Annotated in this window: 23 protein-coding genes; 17 read left to right on the forward strand and 6 right to left on the reverse strand. The window is 65.0% G+C overall.

Annotated elements, in window-relative coordinates; genetic code table 11:
• The first annotated feature begins 82 nt into the window (after positions 1-82).
• From CAG00_RS16245 to CAG00_RS16260, 4 genes are all read left to right on the forward strand, one after another.
• Entirely contained in the window at positions 83-1,258 is a 1,176-nt protein-coding gene (locus CAG00_RS16245) for a M20 aminoacylase family protein (RefSeq protein WP_085664771.1), read from the forward strand.
• 82 nt (positions 1,259-1,340) lie between these two features.
• Positions 1,341-2,651, forward strand: a complete 1,311-nt coding sequence (locus CAG00_RS16250) for a citrate-proton symporter (protein WP_015270478.1) — start codon at positions 1,341-1,343, stop codon at positions 2,649-2,651.
• Complete coding sequence (locus tag CAG00_RS16255; RefSeq protein ID WP_176240896.1) at positions 2,651-4,105, forward strand: amidase; 1,455 nt, start codon at positions 2,651-2,653, stop codon at positions 4,103-4,105. The genes CAG00_RS16250 and CAG00_RS16255 overlap by 1 nt, the downstream gene beginning before the upstream one ends.
• 65 nt (positions 4,106-4,170) lie before the next feature.
• Complete coding sequence (locus tag CAG00_RS16260; protein ID WP_085615560.1) at positions 4,171-4,944, forward strand: IclR family transcriptional regulator; 774 nt, start codon at positions 4,171-4,173, stop codon at positions 4,942-4,944.
• 147 nt (positions 4,945-5,091) lie between these two features.
• Here the strand turns inward: CAG00_RS16260 and CAG00_RS16265 are convergent, their stop codons facing one another.
• From CAG00_RS16265 to CAG00_RS16275, 3 genes are all read right to left on the reverse strand, one after another.
• Positions 5,092-6,003 (reverse strand): LysR substrate-binding domain-containing protein, encoded by a 912-nt coding sequence (locus tag CAG00_RS16265; protein WP_003260483.1) that lies wholly within the window; start codon positions 6,001-6,003, stop codon positions 5,092-5,094.
• 179 nt (positions 6,004-6,182) lie between these two features.
• Positions 6,183-6,839 (reverse strand): HAD family phosphatase, encoded by a 657-nt coding sequence (locus CAG00_RS16270; protein WP_085664773.1) that lies wholly within the window; start codon positions 6,837-6,839, stop codon positions 6,183-6,185.
• Between the two features lie 224 nt (positions 6,840-7,063).
• The gene (locus CAG00_RS16275; protein WP_084785190.1) at positions 7,064-7,309 is read right to left on the reverse strand and encodes a DUF2790 domain-containing protein; all 246 of its coding nucleotides are present in this window, start codon (positions 7,307-7,309) and stop codon (positions 7,064-7,066) included.
• 251 nt (positions 7,310-7,560) lie between these two features.
• On the opposite strand from CAG00_RS16275, the gene lexA reads away from it, so the two are divergent.
• The 4 genes from lexA to CAG00_RS16295 are packed head-to-tail and all read left to right on the forward strand — an operon-like array spanning position 7,561 to position 13,300.
• Positions 7,561-8,178, forward strand: coding sequence for a transcriptional repressor LexA (gene lexA, locus CAG00_RS16280; RefSeq protein WP_025339260.1), 618 nt, complete (start codon positions 7,561-7,563; stop codon positions 8,176-8,178).
• The gene (imuA, locus tag CAG00_RS16285; RefSeq protein WP_025339259.1) at positions 8,178-8,798 is read left to right on the forward strand and encodes a translesion DNA synthesis-associated protein ImuA; all 621 of its coding nucleotides are present in this window, start codon (positions 8,178-8,180) and stop codon (positions 8,796-8,798) included. Before lexA ends, imuA begins: the two co-directional genes overlap by 1 nt.
• Before the next feature lie 6 nt (positions 8,799-8,804).
• Positions 8,805-10,223 (forward strand): DNA polymerase Y family protein, encoded by a 1,419-nt coding sequence (locus tag CAG00_RS16290; RefSeq protein WP_085664774.1) that lies wholly within the window; start codon positions 8,805-8,807, stop codon positions 10,221-10,223.
• Positions 10,220-13,300 (forward strand): error-prone DNA polymerase, encoded by a 3,081-nt coding sequence (locus CAG00_RS16295; protein WP_085664775.1) that lies wholly within the window; start codon positions 10,220-10,222, stop codon positions 13,298-13,300. The genes CAG00_RS16290 and CAG00_RS16295 overlap by 4 nt, the downstream gene beginning before the upstream one ends.
• 279 nt (positions 13,301-13,579) lie before the next feature.
• Here the strand turns inward: CAG00_RS16295 and CAG00_RS16300 are convergent, their stop codons facing one another.
• Positions 13,580-14,401 (reverse strand): aldo/keto reductase, encoded by an 822-nt coding sequence (locus tag CAG00_RS16300; RefSeq protein WP_085664776.1) that lies wholly within the window; start codon positions 14,399-14,401, stop codon positions 13,580-13,582.
• Positions 14,389-15,294 (reverse strand): LysR family transcriptional regulator, encoded by a 906-nt coding sequence (locus CAG00_RS16305; RefSeq protein WP_025339255.1) that lies wholly within the window; start codon positions 15,292-15,294, stop codon positions 14,389-14,391. Before CAG00_RS16305 ends, CAG00_RS16300 begins: the two co-directional genes overlap by 13 nt.
• A 140-nt stretch (positions 15,295-15,434) precedes the next feature.
• On the opposite strand from CAG00_RS16305, the gene CAG00_RS16310 reads away from it, so the two are divergent.
• The 9 genes from CAG00_RS16310 to CAG00_RS16345 all read left to right on the forward strand — a co-directional run bounded on the left by CAG00_RS16310 (position 15,435) and on the right by CAG00_RS16345 (position 23,968).
• A complete protein-coding gene (locus tag CAG00_RS16310) occupies positions 15,435-16,133 on the forward strand; it encodes a CoA transferase subunit A (protein ID WP_085624876.1) in 699 nt (232 codons plus the stop codon).
• Positions 16,134-16,168: 35 nt separating this feature from the next.
• Positions 16,169-16,825 carry a CoA transferase subunit B gene (locus CAG00_RS16315; protein WP_025339254.1) on the forward strand — a complete coding sequence of 219 codons (657 nt, stop codon included), beginning with the start codon at positions 16,169-16,171 and terminating at the stop codon, positions 16,823-16,825.
• Between the two features lie 190 nt (positions 16,826-17,015).
• Positions 17,016-18,434: a short-chain fatty acid transporter gene (locus CAG00_RS16320; RefSeq protein ID WP_075045303.1), complete on the forward strand. Its 1,419-nt coding sequence runs from the start codon at positions 17,016-17,018 to the stop codon at positions 18,432-18,434.
• Positions 18,435-18,656: 222 nt separating this feature from the next.
• Complete coding sequence (locus tag CAG00_RS16325; RefSeq protein WP_075045302.1) at positions 18,657-19,199, forward strand: helix-turn-helix domain-containing protein; 543 nt, start codon at positions 18,657-18,659, stop codon at positions 19,197-19,199.
• A 252-nt stretch (positions 19,200-19,451) separates the two neighbouring features.
• The gene (gene eppA, locus CAG00_RS28830) at positions 19,452-19,628 is read left to right on the forward strand and encodes an EPS-associated small membrane protein EppA (RefSeq protein WP_075045301.1); all 177 of its coding nucleotides are present in this window, start codon (positions 19,452-19,454) and stop codon (positions 19,626-19,628) included.
• 243 nt (positions 19,629-19,871) lie between these two features.
• A complete protein-coding gene (locus CAG00_RS16330) occupies positions 19,872-20,429 on the forward strand; it encodes a polysaccharide biosynthesis/export family protein (protein WP_025339251.1) in 558 nt (185 codons plus the stop codon).
• A 24-nt stretch (positions 20,430-20,453) separates the two neighbouring features.
• Entirely contained in the window at positions 20,454-21,569 is a 1,116-nt protein-coding gene (locus CAG00_RS16335; protein ID WP_025339250.1) for a hypothetical protein, read from the forward strand.
• 19 nt (positions 21,570-21,588) lie between these two features.
• The gene (locus CAG00_RS16340) at positions 21,589-23,151 is read left to right on the forward strand and encodes a Wzz/FepE/Etk N-terminal domain-containing protein (protein ID WP_085593461.1); all 1,563 of its coding nucleotides are present in this window, start codon (positions 21,589-21,591) and stop codon (positions 23,149-23,151) included.
• Positions 23,152-23,161: 10 nt separating this feature from the next.
• A complete protein-coding gene (locus CAG00_RS16345; RefSeq protein ID WP_085593459.1) occupies positions 23,162-23,968 on the forward strand; it encodes a CpsD/CapB family tyrosine-protein kinase in 807 nt (268 codons plus the stop codon).
• 690 nt (positions 23,969-24,658) lie between these two features.
• Here CAG00_RS16345 and galE read toward each other — a convergent pair.
• Positions 24,659-25,633 (reverse strand): UDP-glucose 4-epimerase GalE, encoded by a 975-nt coding sequence (galE, locus tag CAG00_RS16350; RefSeq protein ID WP_085615582.1) that lies wholly within the window; start codon positions 25,631-25,633, stop codon positions 24,659-24,661.
• Between the last annotated feature and the right edge of the window lie 32 nt (positions 25,634-25,665).

Here is a 25,665-nt window from a genome sequence, read left to right on the forward strand (position 1 = left end):
AGCCAAGCACGACCTGCCTCACCCGTCGTGACCTCAAGGCGAACAACAAGAACGGGAATCCACCCGCGCAAGGAGACTCTACATGTCCCGACATCAGCACATCCTGGCCTGGCTGAACGATGTGGCCAGCGACCTGCACGCAATCCGTCACGATATCCACGCTCACCCGGAACTGGGCTTCGAAGAAAGCCGCACTTCGGCGCTGGTTGCCCGACTGCTCGAAGAATGGGGCTATGAAGTGCACACCGGTATCGGCAGGACCGGCGTGGTCGGCGTACTGCGCAATGGCAGCAGCCCACGCCGCCTGGGCCTGCGCGCCGACATGGATGCGCTGCCCATCCACGAGGCTACCGGCGCCGCGTACAGCAGCCAGCACCAGGGCTGCATGCACGCCTGCGGCCATGACGGGCATACCACCATGCTGCTTGGCGCCGCGCGCTACCTGGCGGCGACCCGGCAGTTCGACGGGACACTGACACTGATCTTCCAGCCGGCCGAAGAGGGCCAGGGTGGTGCCGAGGCGATGCTGGCCGATGGTTTGCTGGAGCGCTTCCCTTGCGATGCACTGTTCGGCATGCACAACATGCCCGGGCTGCCGGCGGGGCACCTGGGCTTCCGCGAAGGGCCGATGATGGCCTCGCAAGACCTGCTCACGGTGACCCTCGACGGGGTTGGCGGCCATGGCTCGATGCCGCACCTGACCGTCGACCCGCTGGTGGCGGCGGCCAGTGTGGTGATGGCCCTGCAAACCGTGGTGGCGCGCAATATCGATGCGCAGGAGGCGGCCGTGGTTACCGTCGGCGCCTTGCAGGCCGGCGAAGCGGCCAACGTGATCCCGCAGCAGGCGCTGCTGCGCCTGAGCCTGCGCGCGCTGAACGCCGAGGTGCGGGCGCAGACCCTGGAGCGGGTGCGGGCGATTATCGTCAGCCAGGCCGAGAGCTTTGGCTGCAGCGCCACCATCGAACACCGCCCGGCCTACCCGGTGTTGGTCAACCATGCCGCGGAAAACGCCTTCGCCCGGCAGGTGGGAGTGGAATTGCTCGGTGCCGAGGCAGTGGATGGCAACACCCGCAAGCTGATGGGCAGCGAAGACTTCGCCTGGATGCTGCAACGCTGCCCCGGCGCCTACCTGTTCATCGGCAATGGCGTATCGCGGCCGATGGTGCACAACCCGGCCTACGACTTCAACGACGACATCCTGCTGACCGGCGCCGCCTACTGGGGCGCGCTGGCAGAGCGCTGGCTCGCGCCCGCCTGACCTTTCCTTTTGACGACTGCCGCTGGAACCCGGGCGCGACCGCGCCTGGGCGATCACCCAATCATTGTGTGGAGTGTTTCCTATGCAGACTTCGAGCACCGGCGTGTCGCGTACCCGGCAAGTGGTCGCCGCCGTCATCGGCAACGCCCTGGAGTGGTATGACTTTATCGTGTACGGCTTTCTGGCCAGCATCATCGCCCGGCAGTTCTTCCCCTCCGACGACGAATACGCCTCGCTGCTGATGGCCCTGGCCACCTTCGGCGTCGGCTTCTTCATGCGCCCGGTGGGCGGCGTGTTGCTGGGCATGTATTCCGACCGCAAGGGCCGCAAGGCGGCGATGCAGATGATCATCCGGCTGATGACCGTGTCCATTGCCATGATCGCCTTTGCCCCCGACTACCTGGCCATCGGCATGGCCGCGCCGATGCTGATCGTGGTGGCGCGCATGCTGCAGGGTTTTGCCACCGGCGGCGAGTACGCCAGCGCCACGGCCTTCCTGGTGGAGAGCGCGCCGGCCCACCGCAAGGGCCTGTATGGCTCGTGGCAGCTGGTGGGGCAGTGCCTGGCGGTGTTCTCCGGGGCGGCGATGGTGGCCCTGGTCACCCACTTGTGCACGCCTGCGGCGCTGGACAGCTGGGGTTGGCGTATCCCGTTCGTGCTCGGCCTGCTGATCGGCCCGGTGGGGCTGTGGATTCGCAAGCACATGGAAGAGCCCGAGGAATTCATCGAGGCGCGCCGCCAGGCCAAGGGCCAGTCGCCCAGCCTGTGGCAGGTGCTGCGTGAGCATCGGCGCAGCCTGTTGGTATCGATGGGCCTGGCCTGTGGCGCGACGGTGTCGTTCTACGTGGTGCTGGTGAACATGCCGACCTTCGCCCACAAGAACCTCGGCCTGCCGCTGGATCAGGTGCTGCTGGTGCAGATGCTTGCGGTTGGGCTGATGACCGTGGTGATCCCGCTGTCCGGGGCGTTGTCTGACCGGCTGGGGCGGCGCCCGGTGCTGATGGCCTTCACCCTGGCGTTCTTCGTCATGGTCTACCCGTTGTATGTGTGGGTGGCTGCCGCGCCGTCGCTGGAGCGCCTGCTGGTGATGCAACTGCTGTTGTGCACCGCCATCGGTGGCTTCTTCGGGCCGGCGCCCACGGCCCTGGCCGAGCAGTTCCCGGTCGAGGTGCGTTCTACCGGTGTGTCGGTGGCCTATAACGTGGCGGTGATGGTGTTCGGCGGCTTCGCCCCGTTGATCGTCACCTGGCTGAGCAAGGTGCTCGGTACACCGGTGGCGCCGTCGTTCTATGTGCTGTTCGCCTGCCTGCTGACACTGCTGGGCACCTATTGCCTGAAGGAAGCCCCACGTGCGGGCAAGCCTGCCGCTTTCAACCTTGGAGTGAAACCGTGATGCCGCTAGCCATCGACCCCATCGTTGCCCTCGATGCCGAGGCATTGTCCCGGGCCATCCATGCCCGCCAGATGTCGTGCCGGGAGGTGATGCAGGCTTATCTGGCGCATATCGAACGCTTCAACCCGCAGGTCAATGCGCTGGTATCGCTGCGCCCGGCCGAGGCACTGCTGGCCGAGGCCGATGAGCGTGACCGCGAGCTGGGCCGTGGCCATTCGCGCGGCTGGATGCATGGCATGCCCCAGGCGGTCAAGGACCTGGCCGCCACTGCCGGGCTGCGCACCACGTTGGGCTCGCCGCTGTTCGCCGAGCAGGTGCCCGAGCAGGACGCGATCAGTGTGGCGCGGGTGCGGGCCAGTGGTGCGCTGATCGTGGGCAAGAGCAATGTGCCGGAATTCGGCCTTGGTTCGCAGACCTACAACACCCTGTTCGGCACCACCACCAACGCCTACGACCCGGGCAAGGTGGCCGGGGGCAGCAGCGGTGGGGCGGCGGCGGCGCTGGCCATGCGCCTGCTGCCGGTCGCCGACGGCAGCGACATGATGGGCTCGCTGCGCAACCCGGCGGCGTTCAACAACGTGTATGGCCTGCGCCCGTCGCAGGGCCGCGTACCCCACGGGCCGGTGCCGGAACTGTTCGTGCAGCAGCTGGCCACCGAGGGGCCGATGGGCCGCAGCGTGGTGGATGTGGCGCGGCTGTTGTCGACCCAGGCGGGCTTCGATGCGCGGGCGCCGTTGTCGCTGGGCGAGGGCCGGCGCGATTTTGCCGCCGGGTTGCAGCGCGATTTCCGCGGCGTGCGGGTTGGCTGGCTGGGCGACTACAACGGCTACCTGGCGATGGATGACGGGGTGCTGAGCCTGTGCGAAGCGGCCCTGGCAGACTTCGCCGAACTGGGCTGCCGGGTCGAGGCCTGCCAGCCGGTGTTCGACCTGGCGCGTTTGTGGCAGTGCTGGCTGACCCATCGCCACTTCCTGGTGCACGGCAACCTCGCTGCCGCCTATGCCGACCCGGGCAAGCGCGCGCTGCTCAAGCCCGAGGCGCAGTGGGAGGTGGAGGGTGGCCTGCAACTGAGCGCGGCGGCGGTGTACCAGGCTTCGGTGGCCCGCAGCGACTGGTACCGCGCGCTGGGCCAGCTGTTCGAGCGTTACGATTACCTGCTGTTGCCATCGGCCCAGGTGTTCCCATTCGATGCACGGCAACCTTGGCCAACGGTGGTCGGAGGGCGGGCGATGGACACCTATCATCGCTGGATGGAAGTGGTGATAGGGCCGACCCTGGCCGGTTTGCCGAGCATCAGCGTACCGGTCGGCTTCAATGCTGCCGGGTTGTCCATGGGCCTGCAGATCATCGGCCCGGCCCAGGCCGACCATGCGGTGTTGCAGCTGGCCCATGCCCATGAACAGCTCACCCGTTGGGTAGCGCGGCGCCCACCCCGGAGCCTGCAAGCGCCATGAAACCGCTGGGCAGGCGCGGATCTTGCTGGCTATCCTGACCATCCAGCTACAGGGAGGTCACACTCATGGGCATCACGGCAGACAGTGGCGGCGTGCGTTCGGTGGAGCGGGCGCTGGCCATCGTCGACCTGTTGGGCGAACACCAGGCGCTGGGCCTGGAAGAACTGCATTACCTGACGGCGCTGCCCAAGGCCACGGTGTCGCGCATGCTCGCCACCCTGCAGGAGCAGGGCTGGGTCTACCGCGGCCTCAGCGACCGGCGTTACCGGCTGTGCGCGCGGCGCCTGTTCGGTGACCGCCAGCTGCGTTTCAAGCGGCGCCTGGTGGAGCACGCCGCACCCATGTTGCTGGAGTTGAGCGAGCGCACCGGGTTGGTGGTTGACCTGTCATGTTTCGACGGCGAGCGGCTGGAGGTGATGGAAAGCGCCATCCCCCAGGTATTGCGCAAGCGCTACCCGCACACCTGCCAGATCGTCGGCCATCATGCCAGCCTGTTCCACTCGGCGATGGGGCGGGCATGCCTGGGTGAGTTGGCGGTCGATGAAGTGCAGCGCCTGGCGGCCCATGCGCGGGTGGGCGACGAGACGGTGCTGCGCGACATCGAGGAGGAAGCGAACAAGGGGTTCGGCCAGCGCACCGAAGGGCACTGGGAGTACCCGGTGCGCTTGCCGTTCCTGATCCGCGCGATAGCCCTGCCGGTGCATGCCGAAGGGCGCCTGGCCGGGAGCATTGCCTTGCACTGGCCGCTGGACCAGGCGCCGGTGGAGCGGGTGTTGAACCTGCACCTGAACAGCCTGGCTACAACGGTGGGGGAGGTGCAGCGGGCCTTGCTGGTTTGAGTCAGCCTGCACCGGCCTCTTCGCGGGTAAACCCGCTCCCACAGGGTAAGTGCATTGCCCGAGGCTTGCTCGGTACCTGTGGGAGCGGGTTCACCCGCGAAGAGGCCAGTGCAGCAAACAACAAAAGAGGCTGTGTTCCGAGGCCCCTCAGCGCTCCAGGCTGTACATCCTGCATTCCGCAAGCAACGCCAGCAGGTTCGGCTCCCGCTCCCGCGCCTTGAGGAACACCACGCCGATATGCTGCTGCAAGCGATATTGCGGCTTCAGGGCAATCAACCTGACCCGGTTTTCGTACACCGCCGCGATACGCCCGGGCAGCAGGGCAAAGCCCACGCCCGAGCTGACCATGCTCAGCAGGGTGAAGATATCGTTCACCTGCATGGCCACCTTGGGTTCGAAGCCGGCCTGCTGGAACACCCGGGCGCCATCGCGGTGGGTGGCAAAGCCCTGGGTCAGGGTAATGAAGGTGGAGTCGGCCAGGTCGGCCAGGTCCACCTCGGCCTGCTCGGCGAAGGGCGAATCGATGGGCACGGCAAGGAAGATGTCGTCGGAAAACAGCGGCAGCTGCTCGCAGGCCGGGTCGCTGACGCTTTCGTCGAGCGACACGAGGATGGCCTCCAGCTCGTGGTTCTTCAGGCGCTGCAGCAGGTCGACGTTGGAGCCCAGGGTCAGGTCGATGTTGAGTTCGCTGCGGCGCAGCTTGAGGCCCATGACCAGCTTGGGCACGGTTTTCACCGTCAGCGAGTAGAGCGCGCCCAGGCGGAAGCGCTCGGCGTAGAAGCCGGCGGCCTCGCGGGTAAGGCGGACCATCTGCTCGGCGTCCTGGATCAGCTGGCGGGCTTTCTTTTCCAGCACGTAGGCGCTTTCCAGCGGGATCAGCTGGCGGCCTTCATGCTTGAACAGCGGGCAGCGCAGTGCGCTTTCCAGCGAGTGGATGGCACGGTGCACGCTGACGGCGCTGGTGGCCAGCTCGGCGGCGGCGCGGCCGAGGTTGCCGGTGCGCATGAAGGCGAGGAAGGTTTCCAGCTTCTTGAGGGTCAGTTCTTCGTCGATCAGCATGGGTGGACCTGGGTGTGCACAATGGCTGGGGCATGCATATTGCCTTGAAATTCTGGGGGCCGCTTCGCAGCCCATCGCCGGCAAGCCAGCTCCCACAGGGATGGCGCATGGCTTGAGGCCGATGCGGTCGAGGTGGGAGCTGGCTTGCCGGCGATGGGGCGCGAAGCGGCCCCGTATGCTCATTGCATGGATCCGATCAAGGACCACAACGCCGGGTCGTTGAAGTCACGGACAACCAGCTTCGCCCCCGCCGCCAGCAACCGCTCCGGCGTCTGTGTAGTGGCTACGCCCACGGTAAAGATCCCCGCGCCACTCGCTGCCGCCACCCCCGGCAGCGAATCCTCGAAGGCCAGTGCCTGCCCGGCCTCGGCACCCAGCCGCTGCAACCCGGTCAGGTAGGGCAACGGGTCCGGCTTGGGCCGTGCCAGTTCCTCGGCCACCAGCACATGCTCGAAGCGCTGGCCCAGGCCCATGGCGTTCAACATGTGCTCGGCGTTCAGCCGCGGTGCGTTGGTCACCACGCACATGCCGATGTCACGAGCCTGGGCATGTTCCAGCAGGCGCACAAGGCCCGGCATCGGCTCGAGAGCCGGCGACATGTCGCGGAACAGCGCCTCCTTGCGGTCGGCCAGCTCCTGGCACTGCTCGGCACTGGCACCGGCAAACAGCTCGGCGAACAGCTCGCCGTTGGCGCGGCCGCTGACCTGGGCATCGAACTGCGCCTGGCTCAGCTCGCGGCCGTCATGCTCGCGCAGCAGTTGGCGAAAGGCCTGCAGGTGCAAGGTGTCAGTGTCGGTGAGGGTTCCGTCGAGGTCGAACAGCAGGGCAGTCAGCATTGGGTATCCAGGTCCAAAATCATGGGCGGGCCAGAAGGGAGATTCTTTGCCTTTGGAGTCACGTGAACTTCGCGACTCCCTGAGTGTACTGGAGTACGGCAGCCTTGGCAGAGCTGTGCTCGAACGCGAGGTTGGCGCCTGCGCGTCGAGTCAGCAACTGCCAAAGCTGGAAAGCCAACCGAGTAACCGGCCGTTGGCACGCTCCGGCTTTCGAAGTTTGGTCATCAGTTCTGGTTGGCGGAGGTGGCTGGGCGCAGGTAGCTGATCTTCTGCACCTTGCCGTCGCTGTCACGGTAGGTGAGGGTGGCGGTGTCGGCGTGGTCGGTGGCGTGGCCCGAGGCCTCCACCGCGATCACTTGGGCGATATCCAGGTTCATGCCGTACTGGTACGGGGAGGCGGTCTGGGCGAAGGCGCCGACGCTGCTGCCGAAGGTCAGGGTGGCGATGGCGATTGCTTTGATGAAGGTCATGATCATGCTCCGTTAGCTTGGGTAGTGGGATCAGCGACTGCTTGCTGCCTGGGTTGAATATTGCGTGATAATATTTAGCGCGCAAAATATATTTCCACTATCTGGTCTATTGGAGCGCTGCATCGCTGGCAAGCGCGGCTCCCACAGTGTCCCTGCTGATTCAATTCGCCATGTGCAGTCAGGTTTGCCGGATCGCAGCCGCCAAGCCGTCGACGAAGGGGGCTGTTCAGCGTGCTCCGAAAAGAGTACAAATGTGCTCCATGGACAATCTTACCCCAAAACGCCGCGCCATCTTCGAGTTCATCCGTGAGCGCATCGCCGACCACGGCCAGCCGCCGAGCCTGGCCGATATCGCCACGCGCTTCGGTTTTGCCTCGCGCAGTGTCGCGCGCAAGCACATCACCGCCCTGTGCCAGGCCGGCTACATCGACGTCACGCCGAACCAGGCGCGGGGCATACGCCTGGCCGAACGGCTGCGCCGCCCGGAAATCCTCGAAGTGCCGGTGCTGGGCCAGGTGGCGGCAGGTGCCCCCATCGGCCCGGACCTCGACATTCACGAGCAGTTGCTGCTCGACCCCAGCCTGTTCCGCCGTACCCCTGACTACCTGCTGAAGGTGCGTGGCGACTCGATGATCGACGACGGCATTTTCGACGGCGACCTGGTCGGCATCCTCCAGCAGGCCGACGCTCGCGATGGCCAGATCGTGGTCGCCCGCCTGGACGGCGAGGTGACCATCAAGCGCCTGCAGCGCCAGGGTGGCAATTACCGGCTGTTGCCACGCAACCCGGCCTATGCGCCTATCGATGTGCGGCCTGAACAGGAGTTCTTCATCGAAGGCGTGTTCTGCGGCTTGCTGAGGCGTGACTGATGGGCGCGGTGGTCGACCTCGACAGGTTGCTCGACCAGCGCCGGGTATGGCGCGGTCGGCAGGCCCAGGCGCGGCCGCTCGGCCTGCAGCCCACGGGCCATGCCGCCCTTGACCAATGCCTGCCGGAAGGCGGCTGGCCGGCGGCTGCGCTCAGCGAACTGTTGCTGGCCAGCCCCGGCTGTGGCGAATTGCAGCTGCTGTGGCCAACCCTGGCCCGCTTGAGCGCTGAAGCCAGCCGAATCGTGCTGGTGGCACCGCCATTCATTCCTTACGCCCCGGCCTGGCAGGCCGCGGGGGTAGACCTGCGCTGGCTGGTACAGGTGGACGCCGCACCTGCCGATGCCCTGTGGGCCGCCGAGCAGTGCCTGCGCTCCGGCAGTTGCGCGGCGGTGCTGTGCTGGCCGGAACGTGCCGATGACCGCGCCCTGCGGCGCTTGCAGGTGGCTGCCGAAACCGGGCAGGCGCTGGCCTTCGCCTGCCGGCCGCAACAGGCGGCGCACAACCCTTCGCCCGCAGCGCTGCGCATTGCCGTCGACACCCGCCCGGCACAATGGCGCGTGCTGAAAAGCCGTGGCGGCATGCCCCCGGCGCTGCCCATCGCCTGCCCGGGGCGGGGCTGATGCAACATGCTCTGGGCCTGCATCCTGCTTCCGCAGCTGGCGCTGGACACGGTCCTGCGTGAGCGTGACGACCCTGATACACCCCTGGTGCTGCTTGGCGGGCCGACCCAGCGACGCGTGCTGCAGGCGGTCAACCCGGCGGCGGCCGCGCTCGGCCTGCGGGCCGGGCAAACCCTGACGGCGGCGCGTGCGCTGGCCGATGGCTTCAGCTGCGTCGAAGCCGACCCCAGGCGCATCGACCAGGTGCAGCAGTTGCTGGCAGCCTGGGCCTACCGCTTCAGTGCCCAGGTCAGCCTGCACTACCCACGGGCGCTGTTGCTGGAGGTGGGCTCCAGCCTGCAACTGTTCGGCCCCTGGCCGCTGTTCGAGGCACGCCTGCGCCAGGAACTGGCGGAACTGGGCTTGCGCCAACGCATCGTCCTGGCCAGCAACCCGGTGGCGGCGCGCATGCTCGCCAACGCTCACGATGGCCTGGCCGTGAGTGACGCCGATGCCACCCGTGCGGCGCTGCTGGGCATGCCCATCGAGCGTATCGGCCTGCCTGCGCCGGCTGCCGAGGCCTTTGCCCGCATGGGCCTGCGCCAGTTGAGCCAGGTGCTGGCCTTGCCCCGCGACAGCCTGGCCAGGCGCTTTCCGGCCCAGGTGCAGCTGCACCTTGACCAGTTGCTCGGCCTGCGCAACCTGGGGCTGGGCTTCTACCAGCCACCGGACCGTTTCGAAGCCCGGCTGGAGCTGAACTTCGACGTCGAATCGCACCAGGCCCTGCTGTTCCCGCTGCGGCGCATGCTCAACGACCTTGCCGCGTTCCTCGCCGGGCGTGACTGTGGCGTGCAGCGTTTCTGCCTGCACCTGGAGCACGCCGAAGGGCCGGATACCTTGCTGCAGGTAGGCCTGCTGGCCGCCGAACGCGATGCGGCAATGTTGTTCGAACTGGCGCGCGGGCGCCTGGAACCGCTGCGCATTCCCGCACCGGTGCGCAACCTGCGGCTGGTTGCCGAGGACCTGCCACCCTTCGTGCCGCAACACCAGGCATTGTTCGACCCGCGTGCGCAACAGGCGCAACCTTGGGAACAATTGCGCGAACGGCTGCGCGCCCGCTTGGGGGATGAGGCGGTCAAGGGCCTGAGCGCGGCAGCCGATCATCGCCCCGAGTGTGCCTGGCAAGCGGTAGAGCAGGGTGCCCAGGGCAACATGCCGGTCGTTCCTGGCAGCCGCCCTGGCTGGCTGCTGTCGGCCCCCATGGCGCTGGACGAAGGCGGCTATCGCCTGCAAGGCCATGCCGAGCGCATCGAGTCGGGCTGGTGGGATGGCGGCGATGTGCGCCGCGACTATTACCGCATCGAAACCCGCGACGGCCTGCGCGGCTGGGCCTATCGCGACCTGGGCAAGGCCGGCCCGTTGTGGCTGCAGGGCTGGTTCGCATGAACACCCCGGGTTATGCCGAGCTGCACTGCCTGTCCAACTTCAGCTTCCAGCGCGGCGCGTCGAGCGCCGACGAGCTGTTCCGGCGCGCGCGTGAACAGGGCTACCAGGCGCTGGCGATCACCGACGAATGTACCCTGGCCGGTATCGTCCGTGCCTGGCAGGCGGCCAAGGAACACCAGCTGCGGCTGATCGTGGGCAGTGAAGTGCAGTTGCAGGACGGCCCCAGGCTGGTGCTGCTGGTGCAGGACCTGGTCGGCTACCAGAACCTGTGCGCGCTGATCACCCGGGCCCGGCGGCGGGCGCAGAAGGGCGAGTACCAACTGTTTCGCGATGACCTGCAGCAGCACCATCAGGGCCTGCTGGCATTGTGGATAGCTGATGACAGCGGCGATGCCACGCCCGGGCAGTGGCTGCACGGCGTGTTCGGCGAGCGCCTGTGGCTGGCCGTGCACCTGCACCGCGGCAGTGACGATACCTTGCGCCTTGAACGCTTGCGTAGCCTGGCGGCCAGGGTCGGCATCCGCGCCGTGGCCTGTGGCGACGTGCACATGCACGTGCGCGGTCGTCGCGCCCTGCAAGATTGCATGACCGCCATTCGCCAGCATTGCCTGGTGGCCGAGGCGGGGCGCTTCCTGTTTGCCAATGGCGAGCGGCACCTGCGCAGCCAGGCGCAACTGGGCGAACTCTATCCCGCCGACCTGCTGGCCGAGACCCTGGCCATCGCTGCGCGCTGCCAGTTCGAACTGAGCGAATTGAAATACCAGTACCCACGCGAACTGGTGCCCCAGGGGCATAGCCCGGCGAGCTGGTTGCGCGAATTGTGCCAGCAGGGTTTGCCGTCGCGCTGGCCAGACGGGCCGAGCAGCAAGGTGAGGGATGTGCTGGCCAAGGAGCTGGCGCTGATCGAGGAGCTGGGCTACGAAAGCTACTTCCTGACTGTGCACGACATCGTCGCCTTCGCCCGCAGCCAGCGCATTCTGTGCCAGGGGCGGGGCTCGGCTGCCAACTCGGTGGTGTGCTTCGTGCTGGGCATCACCGAGCTCGACCCCATGCAACACCACCTGTTGTTCGAGCGCTTCCTGTCGCGCGAGCGCAACGAGCCGCCGGACATCGACGTGGACTTCGAGCACGACCGGCGCGAGGAGGTGATCCAGTATGTATTTCGTCGCTATGGCCGGCACCGGGCGGCGCTCACTGCGGTGGTCAACACCTACCATGCCGCCGGTGCGGTGCGGGATGTGGCGCGGGTGCTGGGGCTGCCGGCCGACCAGGTGGACGCCCTGGCCAAATGCTGTGGCCGCTGGAGCGATCGCATTCCCGATGACCAGCGCCTGGCCGAGGCCGGTTTCGAGGCGGGCAGCCCTTCGCTGCGCCGGGTGCTGGTGCTGGCCGGCGAGCTGATCGGCTTTCCCCGGCACCTGTCACAGCACCCGGGCGGCTTCGTCATCTCGCAGCAACCCCTGGACGAGCTGGTGCCGGTGGAGAATGCCGCGATGCCGGAGCGCACGGTGATCCAGTGGGACAAGGACGACCTGGACATGGTCGGCCTGCTCAAGGTCGACGTGCTGGCGCTTGGCATGCTCAGCGCCTTGCGCCGTTGCTTCGACCTGCTGCAACGCCACCGTGGCCGGCACCTGACCCTGGCGACCATCCCCGCCGAAGACCCGGCCACCTACGCGATGATCAGCCGTGCCGAGACCATGGGCGTGTTCCAGATCGAGTCCCGCGCGCAAATGGCCATGTTGCCGCGGCTGCGGCCCGTAAAGTTCTACGACCTGGTCATCGAGGTGGCCATCGTCCGCCCCGGGCCGATCCAGGGCGACATGGTCCACCCTTACCTGCGCCGGCGGCTGAAGCAGGAGCCGGTGACGTACCCCTCGCCGCAACTGAAGGAAGTGTTCGAGCGTACCTTGGGCGTGCCGCTGTTCCAGGAGCAGGTGATGGAACTGGCGATGGTCGCGGCCGACTACACCCCGGGCGAGGCCGACCAGTTGCGCCGCAGCATGGCCGCCTGGAAGCGTCACGGCGGCCTGGAGCCGCACCGCGAGCGGCTGGTGCAGGGCATGTTGCGCAATGGTTACGACTTGGCGTTTGCCGAGCGCATCTTCGAGCAGATCAAGGGCTTTGGCAGCTATGGCTTTCCGGAGTCGCACGCGGCCAGCTTTGCCTTGTTGTGCTATGCCAGCAGTTGGCTCAAGTGCCATGAACCGGCGATTTTCACCTGCGCGCTGGTCAACAGCTGGCCCATGGGCTTCTACAGCCCCGATCAGTTGCTGCAAGAGGCCCGGCGCCAGGGTATCGAGGTCAGGCCGGTGGATGTGTGCCACAGTGACTGGGACTGCACGCTCGAGCCTGAGCCTGGAGAGGTGCTGGCCATTCGCATGGGCTTGCGCCTGGTGCGCGGCCTTGCCGAGGCCGATGCCAGGCGCCTGGAGCAGGCGAGGGCGCAGCGACCATGGCGCGATGTCGAAGACCTGTGCCTGCGTGCCGGGCTCGATTCGCGCGCCCGCGCTCACCTGGCCGATGCCGGCGCGCTGCGCGCCTTGGCCAGCGACCGGCACCAGGCGCGCTGGCAGGTGGCGGCGGTGCAGCCGCAGCTGCCTTTGTTCGCCGATATCGAGGCCTTGCCGGAAAGCACCGTCGAACTGCCCGTTCCCAGCGTGGCAGAGGACCTGATGGCCGATTACCAGGCCCTGGGTACCACGCTTGGGCCGCATCCCTTGACCTTGCTGCGCTCACGCCTGCGGGCGCTGGGCTGTCGCAGTTCGCGCGAGCTGCAAGATGTCGGGCATGGTGACAACATTGCCGTGGCCGGGTTGGTGGTGGGCCGCCAGCGGCCCCAGACCGCCAGTGGCGTGACCTTCGTCACCCTGGAGGACGAGCACGGCATGGTCAATGTGGTGGTGTGGCGGGCGCTTGCCGAACGGCAGCGGCGGGCGCTGGTGGGGTCGCAGTTGCTCAAGGTCAGCGGGCGGCTGGAGCAGGAGAATGGCGTGCGCCACCTGATAGCACGGCGGCTGGAGGATGTGAGCCCGCTGTTGCAAGGGCTGGACGTACGCAGCCGGGACTTTCACTGAATCCCCATCTTTGCGCGGGCCCTTGTGGGAGCGGGCAAGCCCGCGAAGCAGGCACTGCGGTGCATGGCACCGGCTTTGCCGGTGTTCGCGGGCACGCCCGCTCTCACAGGAGTCTCGCCATAGTCCGGATTGCGCTGACCTGTGGGGGCGGCCTTGCGTCGCGAAAGGGCTGCGTAGCAGCCCCAGGATTTCGGCGTCACTGCAGATAATGCTGGGGCCGCTTTGCGGCCCTTTCGCGACGCAAGGCCGCTCCTACAAAAAACGAGTCCGTGCCAGTCGCTACACCATCGCCAACCGCTGCTTGCGCGTCGGTGCCGGGAACGCCCGGTCGATCGCCCGTAGGTCTTCGCTGGTCAAGGTCAGCATTCCCGCAGCCGCATTCAACTGCACATGCTCGGGCGTCACGGCCTTGGGGATGGCTATCACCCCGTCATCACGGGTCACCCAGGCCAGGCTGACCTGGGCCGCCGTGGCACCATGGCGCTCGGCGATTTCCGCCAGCACCGGGTGCTGCAGCAGACGCCCGGCCTGGGCCAGCGGGCAGTAGGCCATGGTCGGCAGCGCGCGCTTTTCGCACCACGGCAACAGGTCGAACTCGATGCCACGCTGGGCCGGGTTGTACAGCACCTGGTTGGTGGCGCAATCGGGGTTGTGCAGTTCGCGCAGGTCGTCGACGTCGAAATTGGAAACACCCCAGCGCTTGATCTTGCCTTGCTCGCGCAAGCGCTCGAAGGCCTCGACGGTTTCCTCCAGTGGGTGCTGGCCACGCCAGTGCAGCAGGTACAGGTCGATGCAGTCGGTGCCCAGGCGCGTGAGGCTGCGTTCGCAGGCCGCCGCCATACCGCGCCGGCTGGCATTGTGCGGGTACACCTTGCTGACCAGAAACACCTGGTCGCGGCGCCCGGCAATGGCCTGGCCAACCACTTCTTCCGCGCCACCTTCGGCATACATCTCGGCGGTATCGATCAAGCTCAGGCCAAGTTCGATACCCTGTTGCAGGGCCGCCACCTCGGCCGCCTTGCGGGCCGGATCTTCACCCATGTACCAGGTGCCCTGGCCGATGGCCGGAACGCTCGAACCTGCCAGTTTCACGTAACGCATGTCACCTCCGGGATGCGGGTATTGGAAAGCAGTACTTCAAGCAGCGCTTGCGCCGCCGTGGAAAGCTTGTGTTCGCTGAGGGCAATCACGCCGATGCGGCGCTCGACCGTGGGCTCGACCAGGGTGACGCAGCGGGCGCCAAGCTCCTGCATCTGGTTGATGCACAGTGCCGGCACGGCACTGACCCCCAGGCCACTGGCAACCATGCGGCCGATGGTCGACAGCTGGTGGCTCTCGAAAGCCACCGCCAGTTTGCCGTGCTGGGCGGCCACGTTCTGTTCCATCAGCAGGCGCACCGCCGAAGGGCGTTGCAGGGCCACGAAGTCTTCGGCCAGCAACTGTGCCCAGCTGACCTGGGGCAGCTGCGCCAAGGGCGAATCGGCGGGCACCACGGCGACGAAGCGGTCCATGTACAACGGGTGGAAATCCAGGCCATCGATGTTGTCCGGTTCGAAGCCGATGCCCAGTTCGACGCGGCGATGGCGCACCAGTTCCTGCACCTGTTCGTTGATCACATCGTGCACCGTGACGTTGACCTTCGGGTATCGCTGGCGAAACACCTTCAGCGAGTAGGGCAGCAGGTTGCCGGCAAAGGCCGGCATGGCCGCCACCGAAACCCGGCCCAGTTGCAGGGTGAAACGCTGGCGCAGCATTTCTTCGGTGTCGTCCCAGTCGGCCAGCAGGCGCCGCGCCAGTGGCAGCAGTACCTCGCCCTCGGCAGTCAGGCTGACGCTGCGTGTTGTGCGGCTCAGCAGGGCGCCGCCAAGGTTTTCTTCCAGGGCCTTGATGGTCAGGCTCAGGGCCGGTTGCGAGACATGCAGGTGTTCACCGGCCTGGGCGAAGCTCTGGTACTTGGCCACAGCGACAAAGGCGCGCAGTTGCTTGACGTTCATGACAGGCCTTTTGGTTGTTTTGCAAAAGTTATCAATCGATGATGAAAACAAAATTAACAAATCAGTCGCTTGCGGTGAAGATGTCCCCACACGCTCACCGACAGCCTCGTCGGTTCAACAACTACAAAAGGCGGATCAGCATGGCCGGACTGGACAAGCGCGTTGCAACCTATGAACAGGCCCTCGAAGGCCTGACCGACAACATGACGGTACTGGCTGGTGGTTTCGGCCTGTGCGGCATCCCGGAAAACCTTATCAGCGAAATCAGGCGCCGTGGCGTCAAGGGCCTGACCGTGGTCTCCAACAACTGCGGTGTCGATGGCTTTGGCCTGGGCGTCCTGCTGGAAGACCGGCAGATCCGCAAGATGGTTGCTTCCTACGTGGGCGAGAACGCCGAGTTCGAACGCCAGCTGCTGAGCGGCGAGCTGGAAGTGGAACTGACCCCGCAAGGCACCCTCGCCGAGAAAATGCGCGCCGGTGGCGCCGGCATCCCGGCCTTCTACACGGCCACCGGCTACGGCACCCCGGTTGCCGACGGCAAGGAAGTGCGCGAGTTCAACGGCCGCAAGTACATCCTCGAAGAATCCATCACCGGCGACTTCGCCATCGTCAAGGGCTGGAAGGCCGACCACTACGGCAACGTGGTGTACCGCAACACCGCGCAAAACTTCAACCCGCTGGCCGCCACCGCCGGCAAGATCACCGTGGTCGAAGTGGAAGAGATCGTCGAACCTGGCGTGCTGCTGCCCAGCGAGATCCACACCCCGGGCATCTACGTGGACCGCGTCATCGTCGGCACCTTCGAAAAGCGTATCGAAAAGCGCACCGTCAAGGCCTGAGCGCCATCCACCAGAACAACAAAGAGATCCTGACCATGGCACTGACCCGCGAACAGATGGCGCAACGCGTCGCCCGTGAACTGAAGGACGGCTACTACGTCAACCTGGGCATCGGCATTCCGACCCTGGTGGCCAACTACGTACCCGCCGACATGGATGTGATGCTGCAATCGGAAAACGGCCTGCTCGGCATGGGCGAATTCCCCACCGAAGGCACCATCGATGCCGACATGATCAACGCCGGCAAGCAGACCGTCACCGCCCGCCGCGGTGCCTCGATCTTCGATTCGGCGCAGTCGTTCGCCATGATCCGTGGCGGCCATGTCGACCTGACCGTGCTCGGCGCTTTCGAAGTGGATGTGCAAGGCAACATCGCCTCGTGGATGATCCCGGGCAAGCTGGTGAAGGGCATGGGCGGCGCCATGGACCTGGTGGCCGGTGCCGAGAACATCATCGTCACCATGACCCACGCTTCCAAGGACGGCGAGTCCAAGCTGCTGCCGCAGTGCAGCCTGCCGTTGACCGGTGCTGGCTGCATCCGCAAGGTGCTGACCGACCTGGCCTACCTGGAAATCGAAGACGGCGCCTTCATCCTGCGCGAGACCGCGCCCGGGGTGAGCGTTGAGGAAATCATCGAGAAAACCGCCGGCAAGCTGATCGTGCCGGATGATGTGAAGGAAATGACCTTCTAATCTATCGCCGCGCACCGCCCCTGTAGGAGCGGCCTTGTGTCGCGAAAGGGCTGCAACGCAGCCCCGCGATTTTGGCATCGATGCCGAGATCGAGGGGCCGCGTTGCGGCCCTTTCGCGACACAAGGCCGCTCCTACAGGGGTTTTGCATTTGCTGATGTATCCGATAAAACCAATAAAAGGAATTGAACTGTGGCCGCTGAAATCCAAGACAGCCGTTCCGCGCGCTTTGCCTTGCGCTGCTCCAACTGGGCCGAACGCTGGTTCCCCGATTCCTGGGTGTTTGCCGCCCTGGCGGTGCTGCTGGTGTGCATCGGCGCCCTGGCCATGGGCGCCAAGCCGACCGACACCGCCAAGGCCTTTGGCGATGGCTTCTGGAGCCTGATCCCGTTCACCATGCAGATGGCCTTCGTGGTCATCGGCGGCTATGTGGTGGCGAGCTCGCCGCCCGCGGCGCGGCTGATCGACCGCCTGGCGCGCATCCCCGGCAATGGCCGTTCGGCAGTGTGCTGGGTGGCGCTGATCTCGATGCTGGCATCGCTGCTCAACTGGGGCCTGTCGCTGGTGTTCGGCGGCCTGCTGGTGCGCGCCCTGGCCCGGCGCACCGAACTGAAGATGGACTACCGCGCCGCCGGTGCAGCCGCCTACCTGGGCCTGGGTGCCGTGTGGGCGCTGGGCCTGTCTTCGTCGGCGGCGCAACTGCAGGCCAACCCGGCCAGCCTGCCACCGTCGATCCTGTCGATTACCGGGGTAATCCCGTTCACCGAAACCATCTTCCTCTGGCAGTCCGGCGTGATGCTGGCGGCGTTGGTGGTGGTCTCGCTGGTGATCGCCTACGCCACGGCCCCGGGCCCGAACAGTGCGCGCAGCGCCCAGGACTGTGGGGTCGACCCCAGCTTCACCGCGCCACCGGCACCCCAGCGCACCCGCCCGGGCGAGTGGCTGGAACACAGCCCCATCCTGATCCTGCTGCTGGTGGCCCTGGCTGCCGGCTGGCTGTACCAGGAGTTCGCCACCAAGCCGGCGATTACCGCCATTTCCGGGCTGAACACCTACAACCTGTTGTTCATCATGCTTGGTGCCTTGCTGCACTGGCGCCCGCGCAGCTTCCTCGATGCGGTGGCGCGCGCGGTGCCGACCACCACCGGGGTGCTGATCCAGTTTCCGCTGTATGGTTCGATCGCTGCCATCCTCACCCAGGTGAAGGGCCTCGACGAGCAGACTTTGGCCCACCACATTTCGCTGTTCTTCACCCAGATCGCCACGCATGACACCTATGCCGTGCTGATGGGCGTGTATTCGGCGGTGCTGGGCTTCTTCATCCCATCGGGTGGTGGCAAGTGGATCATCGAGGCACCTTACGTGATGCTGGTGGCCAATGACCTGCAGTACCACCTGGGCTGGGCAGTGCAGATCTACAACGCCGCCGAAGCCTTGCCGAACCTGATCAACCCGTTCTACATGCTGCCGCTGCTGGGGGTACTGGGGCTCAAGGCACGCGACCTGATCGGCTTCTCGTTCGTGCAGTTGCTGGTGCACGTGCCGCTGGTGCTGGTGTTGCTGTGGGCATTGGGTACGACGTTGCAGTACCTGCCGCCGGTGATGCCGTAACCCTGGGCCTGCGCTGGCTTTTTGTAGGAGCGGCCTTGTGTCGCGATAGGGCCGCAAAGCGGCCCCAGGATTTCAGCAACTGTGCACAAATTGCCGGGGCTGCTCTGCAGCCCTATCGCGACACAAGGCCGCTCCTACAAGACTCAGCGCAGCAGCCCCAGCATTTCCTGAGCAGTCCACGTATCATTACCAGGCTGCCTTCGCCTGGGAAACCCGCGTCACATGTCTATCCGATTGAAACTGCTGCGAAAGAAACTGGGGATGACCCTGGAACTGCTGGCCGACAAGACCGGCATGACCAAGAGCTACCTGTCCAAGGTCGAACGTGGCCTGAACACCCCCTCGATCGCCGCCGCGCTGAAGCTGGCGCGGGCACTGAATGTCAATGTCGAAGAACTGTTCGCCGAAGAGCAGGCCGGCCAGAGCCGCTACAGCCTGGTGCGCCATGGCGAGCGCCAGGCCCTGGTGGGTGACGGGGCAGGGCCGGGGTACGCGGCCCTCACCAGCCAGGTCGGGCAGCGCAGCCTGCTGCCGTTCCTGATCCAGCCGCCGACCGAGTTCAGCGACCCCACGTTCAAGGAACACCTGGGCGAAGAATTTCTGTTCGTCCACGCCGGCCAGGTGGAGGTGGACTTCATGAACGAGCGGGTGCTGCTGGAGCAAGGCGATGCCTTGCATTTCAATGCCCAGACACCCCACCGGCTAAGGTCGGTGGGGCCGCTGCCGGCGCAGTTGCTGGTCGTGGTACATCACGCAGACGAGTAACACGCTGGGGCGCCAAAGTGCCCCACGGCCTTGCCTTTCTCAGCGATGAAACTCTGGCGTCACCAATGCAGCGCCCTTTGCTCAATTTGTGCGCCGATATTTTGACTGCATTGTCCGGCGCCCATTGAATTTTATTATAGTGTCGAATCGTTGACGCAATGTCATTGTGTTCATAAGCTCAATTCAACAGTGAAACAACTCCCGAACACCACGCCAACAAATAGTTGATTTTCCTCTTTACAGGAGGGGCGTATGCGCACGGCTCTGATTATCAAATCGATGTCTTTGCTGGCGCTGATGAGTGGCGCGGCGCGTGCGGCGGATATGTATATCAATCAGAACAGTATCATCCCTGTTTCAACCGCAGGGTGGTTCTTTGCATTTGCTGTCGTTGGCTTTGTGGCAGTCGCCAACAGGAAACAGATCTGAGTCCGCCAGCCTGGGTTTAACCCTTGACGCCAGCGGCCCGGGGCCTGGCTTGTCAATTCCCCAGCCGTTGCTATATTGCCAGTAGCCCGTGCAGGTCCACGGTTGCAGGCACACAGCGTCAAGGCAAGGCCTCTGGAAGATCGAGGCCATCGCGGTTGGTGTATGCCGCGAAGCGGAGCGAGAGTTGGTGTGTTGTTCTCATTCAGTGCTCTTTGTCGGGCCTTTTCGGCCGGAGGGACCCTCATGGTGCGTTCAATGTTTGCCGCGTTCTGCATGCTGATGGTGTGGTCTGGTGCCGGTAAGGCCGACCCGCACAGTGCTACCTACCTGCTCAGCCCCGGCGATGTGGTGATGGTTTCGGTATGGCAGGAAGACAGCCTGCGCCAGGAAGCCACCGTACTTCCCGATGGCAGTATCACGTTCCCCCTGGCCGGGCGCATCGATGTTGCCGGGCTGGATGTGACGACCGTTGAAAAACAAGTGGCTGCCAAACTCGAGAAGTTTCTCCCCGACCCGAATGTCAGCGTTGTCGTCAAGAGCATCGCCGGCAACCTGGTCTATGTACAAGGCAAAGTGATCAAGCCCGGGCCGGTACAAATGGCAGGCCCTACGGCAGTGCTGCAGGCTTTGAGCATGTCGGGCGGCCTGGACAAGTTTGCAGATGAAAGCGAAATCAAAGTGGTGCGTGGCACCGGCGCTTCCCAAAAAATTCTGCCCGTGCGATATAGAGACCTGGTGTCTGGCCGGGATATGTCCACCAACATCCAACTGCAGGCTGGCGATACGCTGGTCGTTCCTTGATCTTGCCTTTAATAAGAACACTTAATGCCTCTTCTCAGAACAACTAGCATTGCAACGGCAATCTTGGTGTTGCCGTTTACGGACACAGTCCTGGCAGCAAATTGGCAGTCTACGGTGGTGGTACCGACATCCGTCGAACATGACAGCAACCCCTTGCTGCTGTCGTCGGGTGAAAAGGGCATAACGCGCACGATCATCGCGCCGGATTACACCCTGATCGGTACCTTCGACCGTGACGAACTGAGGTTGGGGCTGGGCGTACATGTATTGCGCTCGTCCGACACGGCGGTGGTCGACAACCGTGAGGACCCCGACGTGAGCCTGGGCTGGCAGCGCCAGACCGAGCGCGGGCGGTTTGGCCTGCTGGCACGTTACAACGAAAGTTCGACGCTGTCGGGAACGGTGCTGGATACCGGCGTGGTCACCACCGATGGCACGCAAAAGCTGTATACGCTGGCCGGCAACTGGAGCCAGGCGGTTACCGAACGCAGCACCTTGAGCAACGAAACCACGTACAACCGTGCCCGTTATGACATCAGTACGCTGACGGGTTACGAAGAACTGGGCAACGTGTTCACCTGGACCTACGCCTGGAGCGAGCGGGCTGATCTGTACAGCCGCTTTGGCGCCCGGCGCTATGAGCCCGAGCAAGACCAGACGGCGACGGCGTCCAACAGCTACAGCCCGGCGGTCGGGGTCAAGTACCAGTTCTCCGAACGCCTCAGCGCCGATGCACATGTGGGTGTCACCGAGGTTTCCGGTGACGAAGGTGGCCGACGCGGGGAGGGTGGGGTAGCGCTGCTGTATACCGGTGCGCGCGCCGTCGCCAGCTTTACCGCCGAACGCAGCACGGTGGCCAGCGCCGAAGGCGGCTTCGCCGAGCTGGACCAGGTGCGCGGTGTGTGGAGTTACGCCGTCAGCGAATTGACCCGGGTGGGCGCGGACGCTGCCTGGCAAGACAGCAAAGGGCAGACCCCCAACACCCTGCAGACCTACAGCGTGTGGGCCAGCCGCGAGTTTTCGCCCTACTGGGACCTGCGCCTGTCGCTGATGTACAAGGATCGGCAGCAGGATCACGAAGCTGATGCGAACGCTACGATCGTGGGTTTGACGTTGACGTACAGGTACCCCGACATCTGAACTTCAGGCAGGTGGCCCCATGAAGTCCGACTACGAGCTCTCCCTCAGAGATTACATCGCCATAATCAAGGACCGGGCCCTGTTGTTGGGGGTGAGCATCGTAGTCATCCTGGCCGCGACCGTCGCTGTCGCAGTGATGGTGCCGCCGATCTACCAGTCGACCGGCACCATCCTGGTGGAGTCGCAGCAAATTTCACCCGAGCTGGTATCGACCAACAACACCAGTTTCGCCGATGAACGCATCGAAGTGATTCGCCAGCGGGTGATGACCCGCGAGAACCTGCTGCGCATCATCGACAAGTACAACCTGTTCCCCGACAAGCGCTTCAGCGATAGCGACAAGATCGACCACATGCGCAGTGCCATCGTGGTTGAAACCCTCACCACCTATGTACGCGGGCGTGGCGAAGCGACCGTGGCGTTCAATGTGTCCTTCGAGCACAAGCAGCCGGAGGTGGCCAAGGAAGTTGCCGACGAGTTGGTCACGCTGTTCCTCAACGAGAACCTCAAGCAGCGTACCGAGCGGGCTAACGAAACCACCGAGTTCCTCACCCAGGAGGCGAACAAGCTGGGTGCCGAGCTGGCCAGCCTGGAAAACCAGCTGGCGGATTTCAAGCAGGCCCACGCCAATGCCTTGCCCGAGCACCAGACCCTGCGCATGAACATGCTGTCACGCTCGGAGCTGGAGTTCCGCGAGGTCGACCGTGATTACAAGGCCGCCCAGGAAGAGCTGCGTTACCTTGAGCTGGAACTGTCCGCGGCCAGTGCCGGGCTGGCTACCAAGGTCGGCGAAGGCCCCAGGGTGGCCAGTGCCGAGCAGCCCCAGGACCTGCCCAGCCTGAAAGCCGAGTATGCCCGGCTGCTGAGCCGCTACAAGGAGGCCCACCCCGATGTGGTGGCGGTCAAGCGCAGGATCCAGGCGCTCGAAGCCAGTGGCAATCGCACGGCTGCGGCCTCCACGGTCGGCCTCGATGTCGCCCGCGTGCGCGCCAAGATGAGTGCGGCACAGGTGCGCATTGCTTCGCTGGCCGAGCAGAAGCGCGAGCTGACCCGCAAGATGGAAGGCTACGAGGCCGAGATCCTCGAGGCGCCGCAGGTCGAGCGTGGTCTGGTGACCTTGATGCGTGACCACGACAACGCGCGCAAGAAGTACGAGGAAATCCGCGCCAAGGAAATGGGCGCGAAGATTACCGAAAGCCTGGAGCAGGAGAACAAGGCCGAGCGCTTTGTGCTGCTGGAGCCACCGCTGATGCCCGAGAAACCGATCAAACCCAACCGCAAGAAAATCGCTGCGCTGGGCCTGGTGCTGGCACCGGCAGGTGGCGGTGCGCTGGTGATGCTGCTGGAAATGCTCAACCAGCGCATTCGCGGCGTCGGTGCCTTGGAAAACCTGCTGGGCAGGCGGGTGCTGGTGGCGCTGCCATACATCGATACCAAGGCCGATGTGGCCAGGCGCAAGCGTTGGCGCAACTGGCTGATCCTGGCTGCATTGGTGCTGGCGGCTATCATGGTGGTGCTGGTGCACGTGTTCTACATGCCACTGGATGTGCTGTTGTTCAAAGTCATGTCGCGGTTTGCATAGGAAAGCAGTGATGGACAGGACCAAGCCGGCTGTTGGCAATAATCTTCACCAGGTTACCCCAGGTACCCCGCAGGCCTTGTCACCCGCTCCAGGTACGGCGCTGGTGGAAGTGCCTGGCCAGTTCGATTACGTGAACACCAAGGTGGTGCCGCTGCGCGCGGAGCACCTGGAGCGTCACCGTATCGTCGCCTACAACAAGAACTCCAACATGAACGGGCCGATCGACCTGCTGCGCACGCAAGTGCTCAGGACCATGGACGAGAATGGCTGGCGAACCTTGGCCATCACCTCGCCAACACCTGAAGCGGGCAAGACGGTGCTGTCGATCAACCTGGCCATGAGCATCGCCCACCACACCACCAAGACTGCGTTGCTGGTGGACTTCGACCTGCGTCGGCCCAAGGTCGGCAGCAGCCTGGGCCTGCCCATGGACCAGGCGTTGAACGAGTTTCTGACGGACAAGGCCGAGCTGCAGGACTGCCTGGTCAACCCGACCTTGCCTCGGTTCGTGGTACTGCCCACGCGGGTACCGGTGCCATTGTCTACCGAAATGCTGTCGTCGCCCAAAGTGAACAACCTGATCAGCGAACTGCGCAACCGCTACGAGTCGCGCATCTGCATTTTCGATTTGCCGCCGTTGCTCAGCTCTGACGATGCGATCACCGTGATACCCAAGTTCGACTGTGTGCTGCTGGTGGTGGCCAACGGTATGAACAACAGGAAGGAAATCGAAGATTGCCTGCATCACCTGGCCAGGGTGAACCTGGTGGGGACGGTATTGAACAAGGCTGACGAGCAGCCTCGGACCTATTATTGAGGCACAGGATTCTGGGGCTGCGTCGCAGCCCATCGCGACACAAGGCCGCTCCTACAGGTACAGCGCATACCCTCAGTTGACGGGGTTTCCTGTGGGAGCGGGCATGCCCGCGAAGCAGACGACGCGGTGGCTGGCACCGGCTACGCCGGTGTTCGCGGGCGCGCCCGCTCCCACAGGTATCGCGCATTCTTTCAGCTGGTGGGGGCCCTGTGGGAGCGGGTTCACCCGAAGCAGGCGACGCGGTGGCTGGCACCGGCTGCGCCGGTGTTCGCGGGTAAACCCGCTCCCACAGGTATGGCGCATTCTTTCGGCTGATGGGGTCCCTGTGGGAGCGGGCATGCCCGCGAAGCAGACGACGCGGTGGCTGGCACCGGCTACGCCGGTGTTCGCGGGTAAACCCGCTCCCACAGGTATGGCGCATTCTTTCGGCTGATGGGGTCCCTGTGGGAGCGGGCATGCCCGCGAAGCAGGCGACGCGGTGGCTGGCACCGGCTGCGCCGGTGTTCGCGGGCGCGCCCGCTCTTACAGGTATGGCGCATTCTTTCGGCTGATGGGGTCCCTGTGGGAGCGGGTTCACCCGCGAAGCAGGCGACGCGGTGGCTGGCACCGGCTGCGCCGGTGTTCGCGGGCGCGCCCGCTCCCACAGGTATGGCGCTTGCCTTCAGTTGGTGGGTAGCGAGCCCCACAATCTCAGCTTTGGCGCTGAACCCAGGGATACTGCAACTCCCATTGCCACGCATGCCGCACAATCGGCTCCAATGCGGCAAACTCCGGCCGCCAGCCCAGCATGCGCATGGCCTTGCCAGCATCCGCCACCAACCGGGGCGGGTCGCCGGGGCGGCGGGGCGCGTCGAGGGTGCGGATCTGCCGGCCAGTCACCGCCCTGGCCATATCGATCACCTGCTGCACCGAAAAGCCCAGCCCATTGCCCAGGTTGAACGCGGTTCGCTCGCCACCCGCCAGCAGGTAATCCACCGCCAGTGCATGGGCCGCCACCAGGTCGGCCACATGCACATAGTCGCGTATGCAGGTACCATCCGGCGTGTCGTAGTCGCGGCCAAATACCGTTACCGCATCACGCCGGCCCGAAGCGGCCTGCAGGATCAACGGGATCAGGTGGGTTTCCGGGTCATGGCGCTCTCCCAGCCGGCCTTCCGGGTCTGCTCCCGCTGCGTTGAAGTAACGCAGGCATACCGACTTCAAACCGTAGGCCCGGTCGAAGTCCTCGAGAATCTGCTCGACCATCCATTTGCTCAGCCCATACGGGTTGATCGGCCCCTTGGCATGCGCTTCGTCGATCGGCACATACTGTGGGTTGCCGTAAACGGCTGCACTGGAAGAAAAAACCAGGTGCCTGATACCGGCATTCACCATGGCCTGCAGGAGGGAAAGGGTAGCCGAGACATTGTTCTGGTAATACTTGCCGGGCACGCTGACCGACTCGCCCACCTGGATGAACGAGGCAAAGTGGAACACAGCGTCGAAACGGCAAACCCCGAACAGCACATCCAGCGCGGGTTCGTCGGCGATGTCCAGTTTCGCCCACTGCACGCCGGGGCCGGGCGAGACCAGGTCCGCCACCACCACCTCATGGCCCGCGCCGAGCAAGTGCTTGACCATGTGCGAGCCAATGTAGCCTGCGCCACCGACAACCAGAAACTTCATCCATGCCTCCCGGACTCTGCTGTTGTACAGCC

The organism is Pseudomonas sp. B5(2017), assembly GCF_002112825.1.
Lineage (GTDB): Bacteria > Pseudomonadota > Gammaproteobacteria > Pseudomonadales > Pseudomonadaceae > Aquipseudomonas > Aquipseudomonas putida_Z.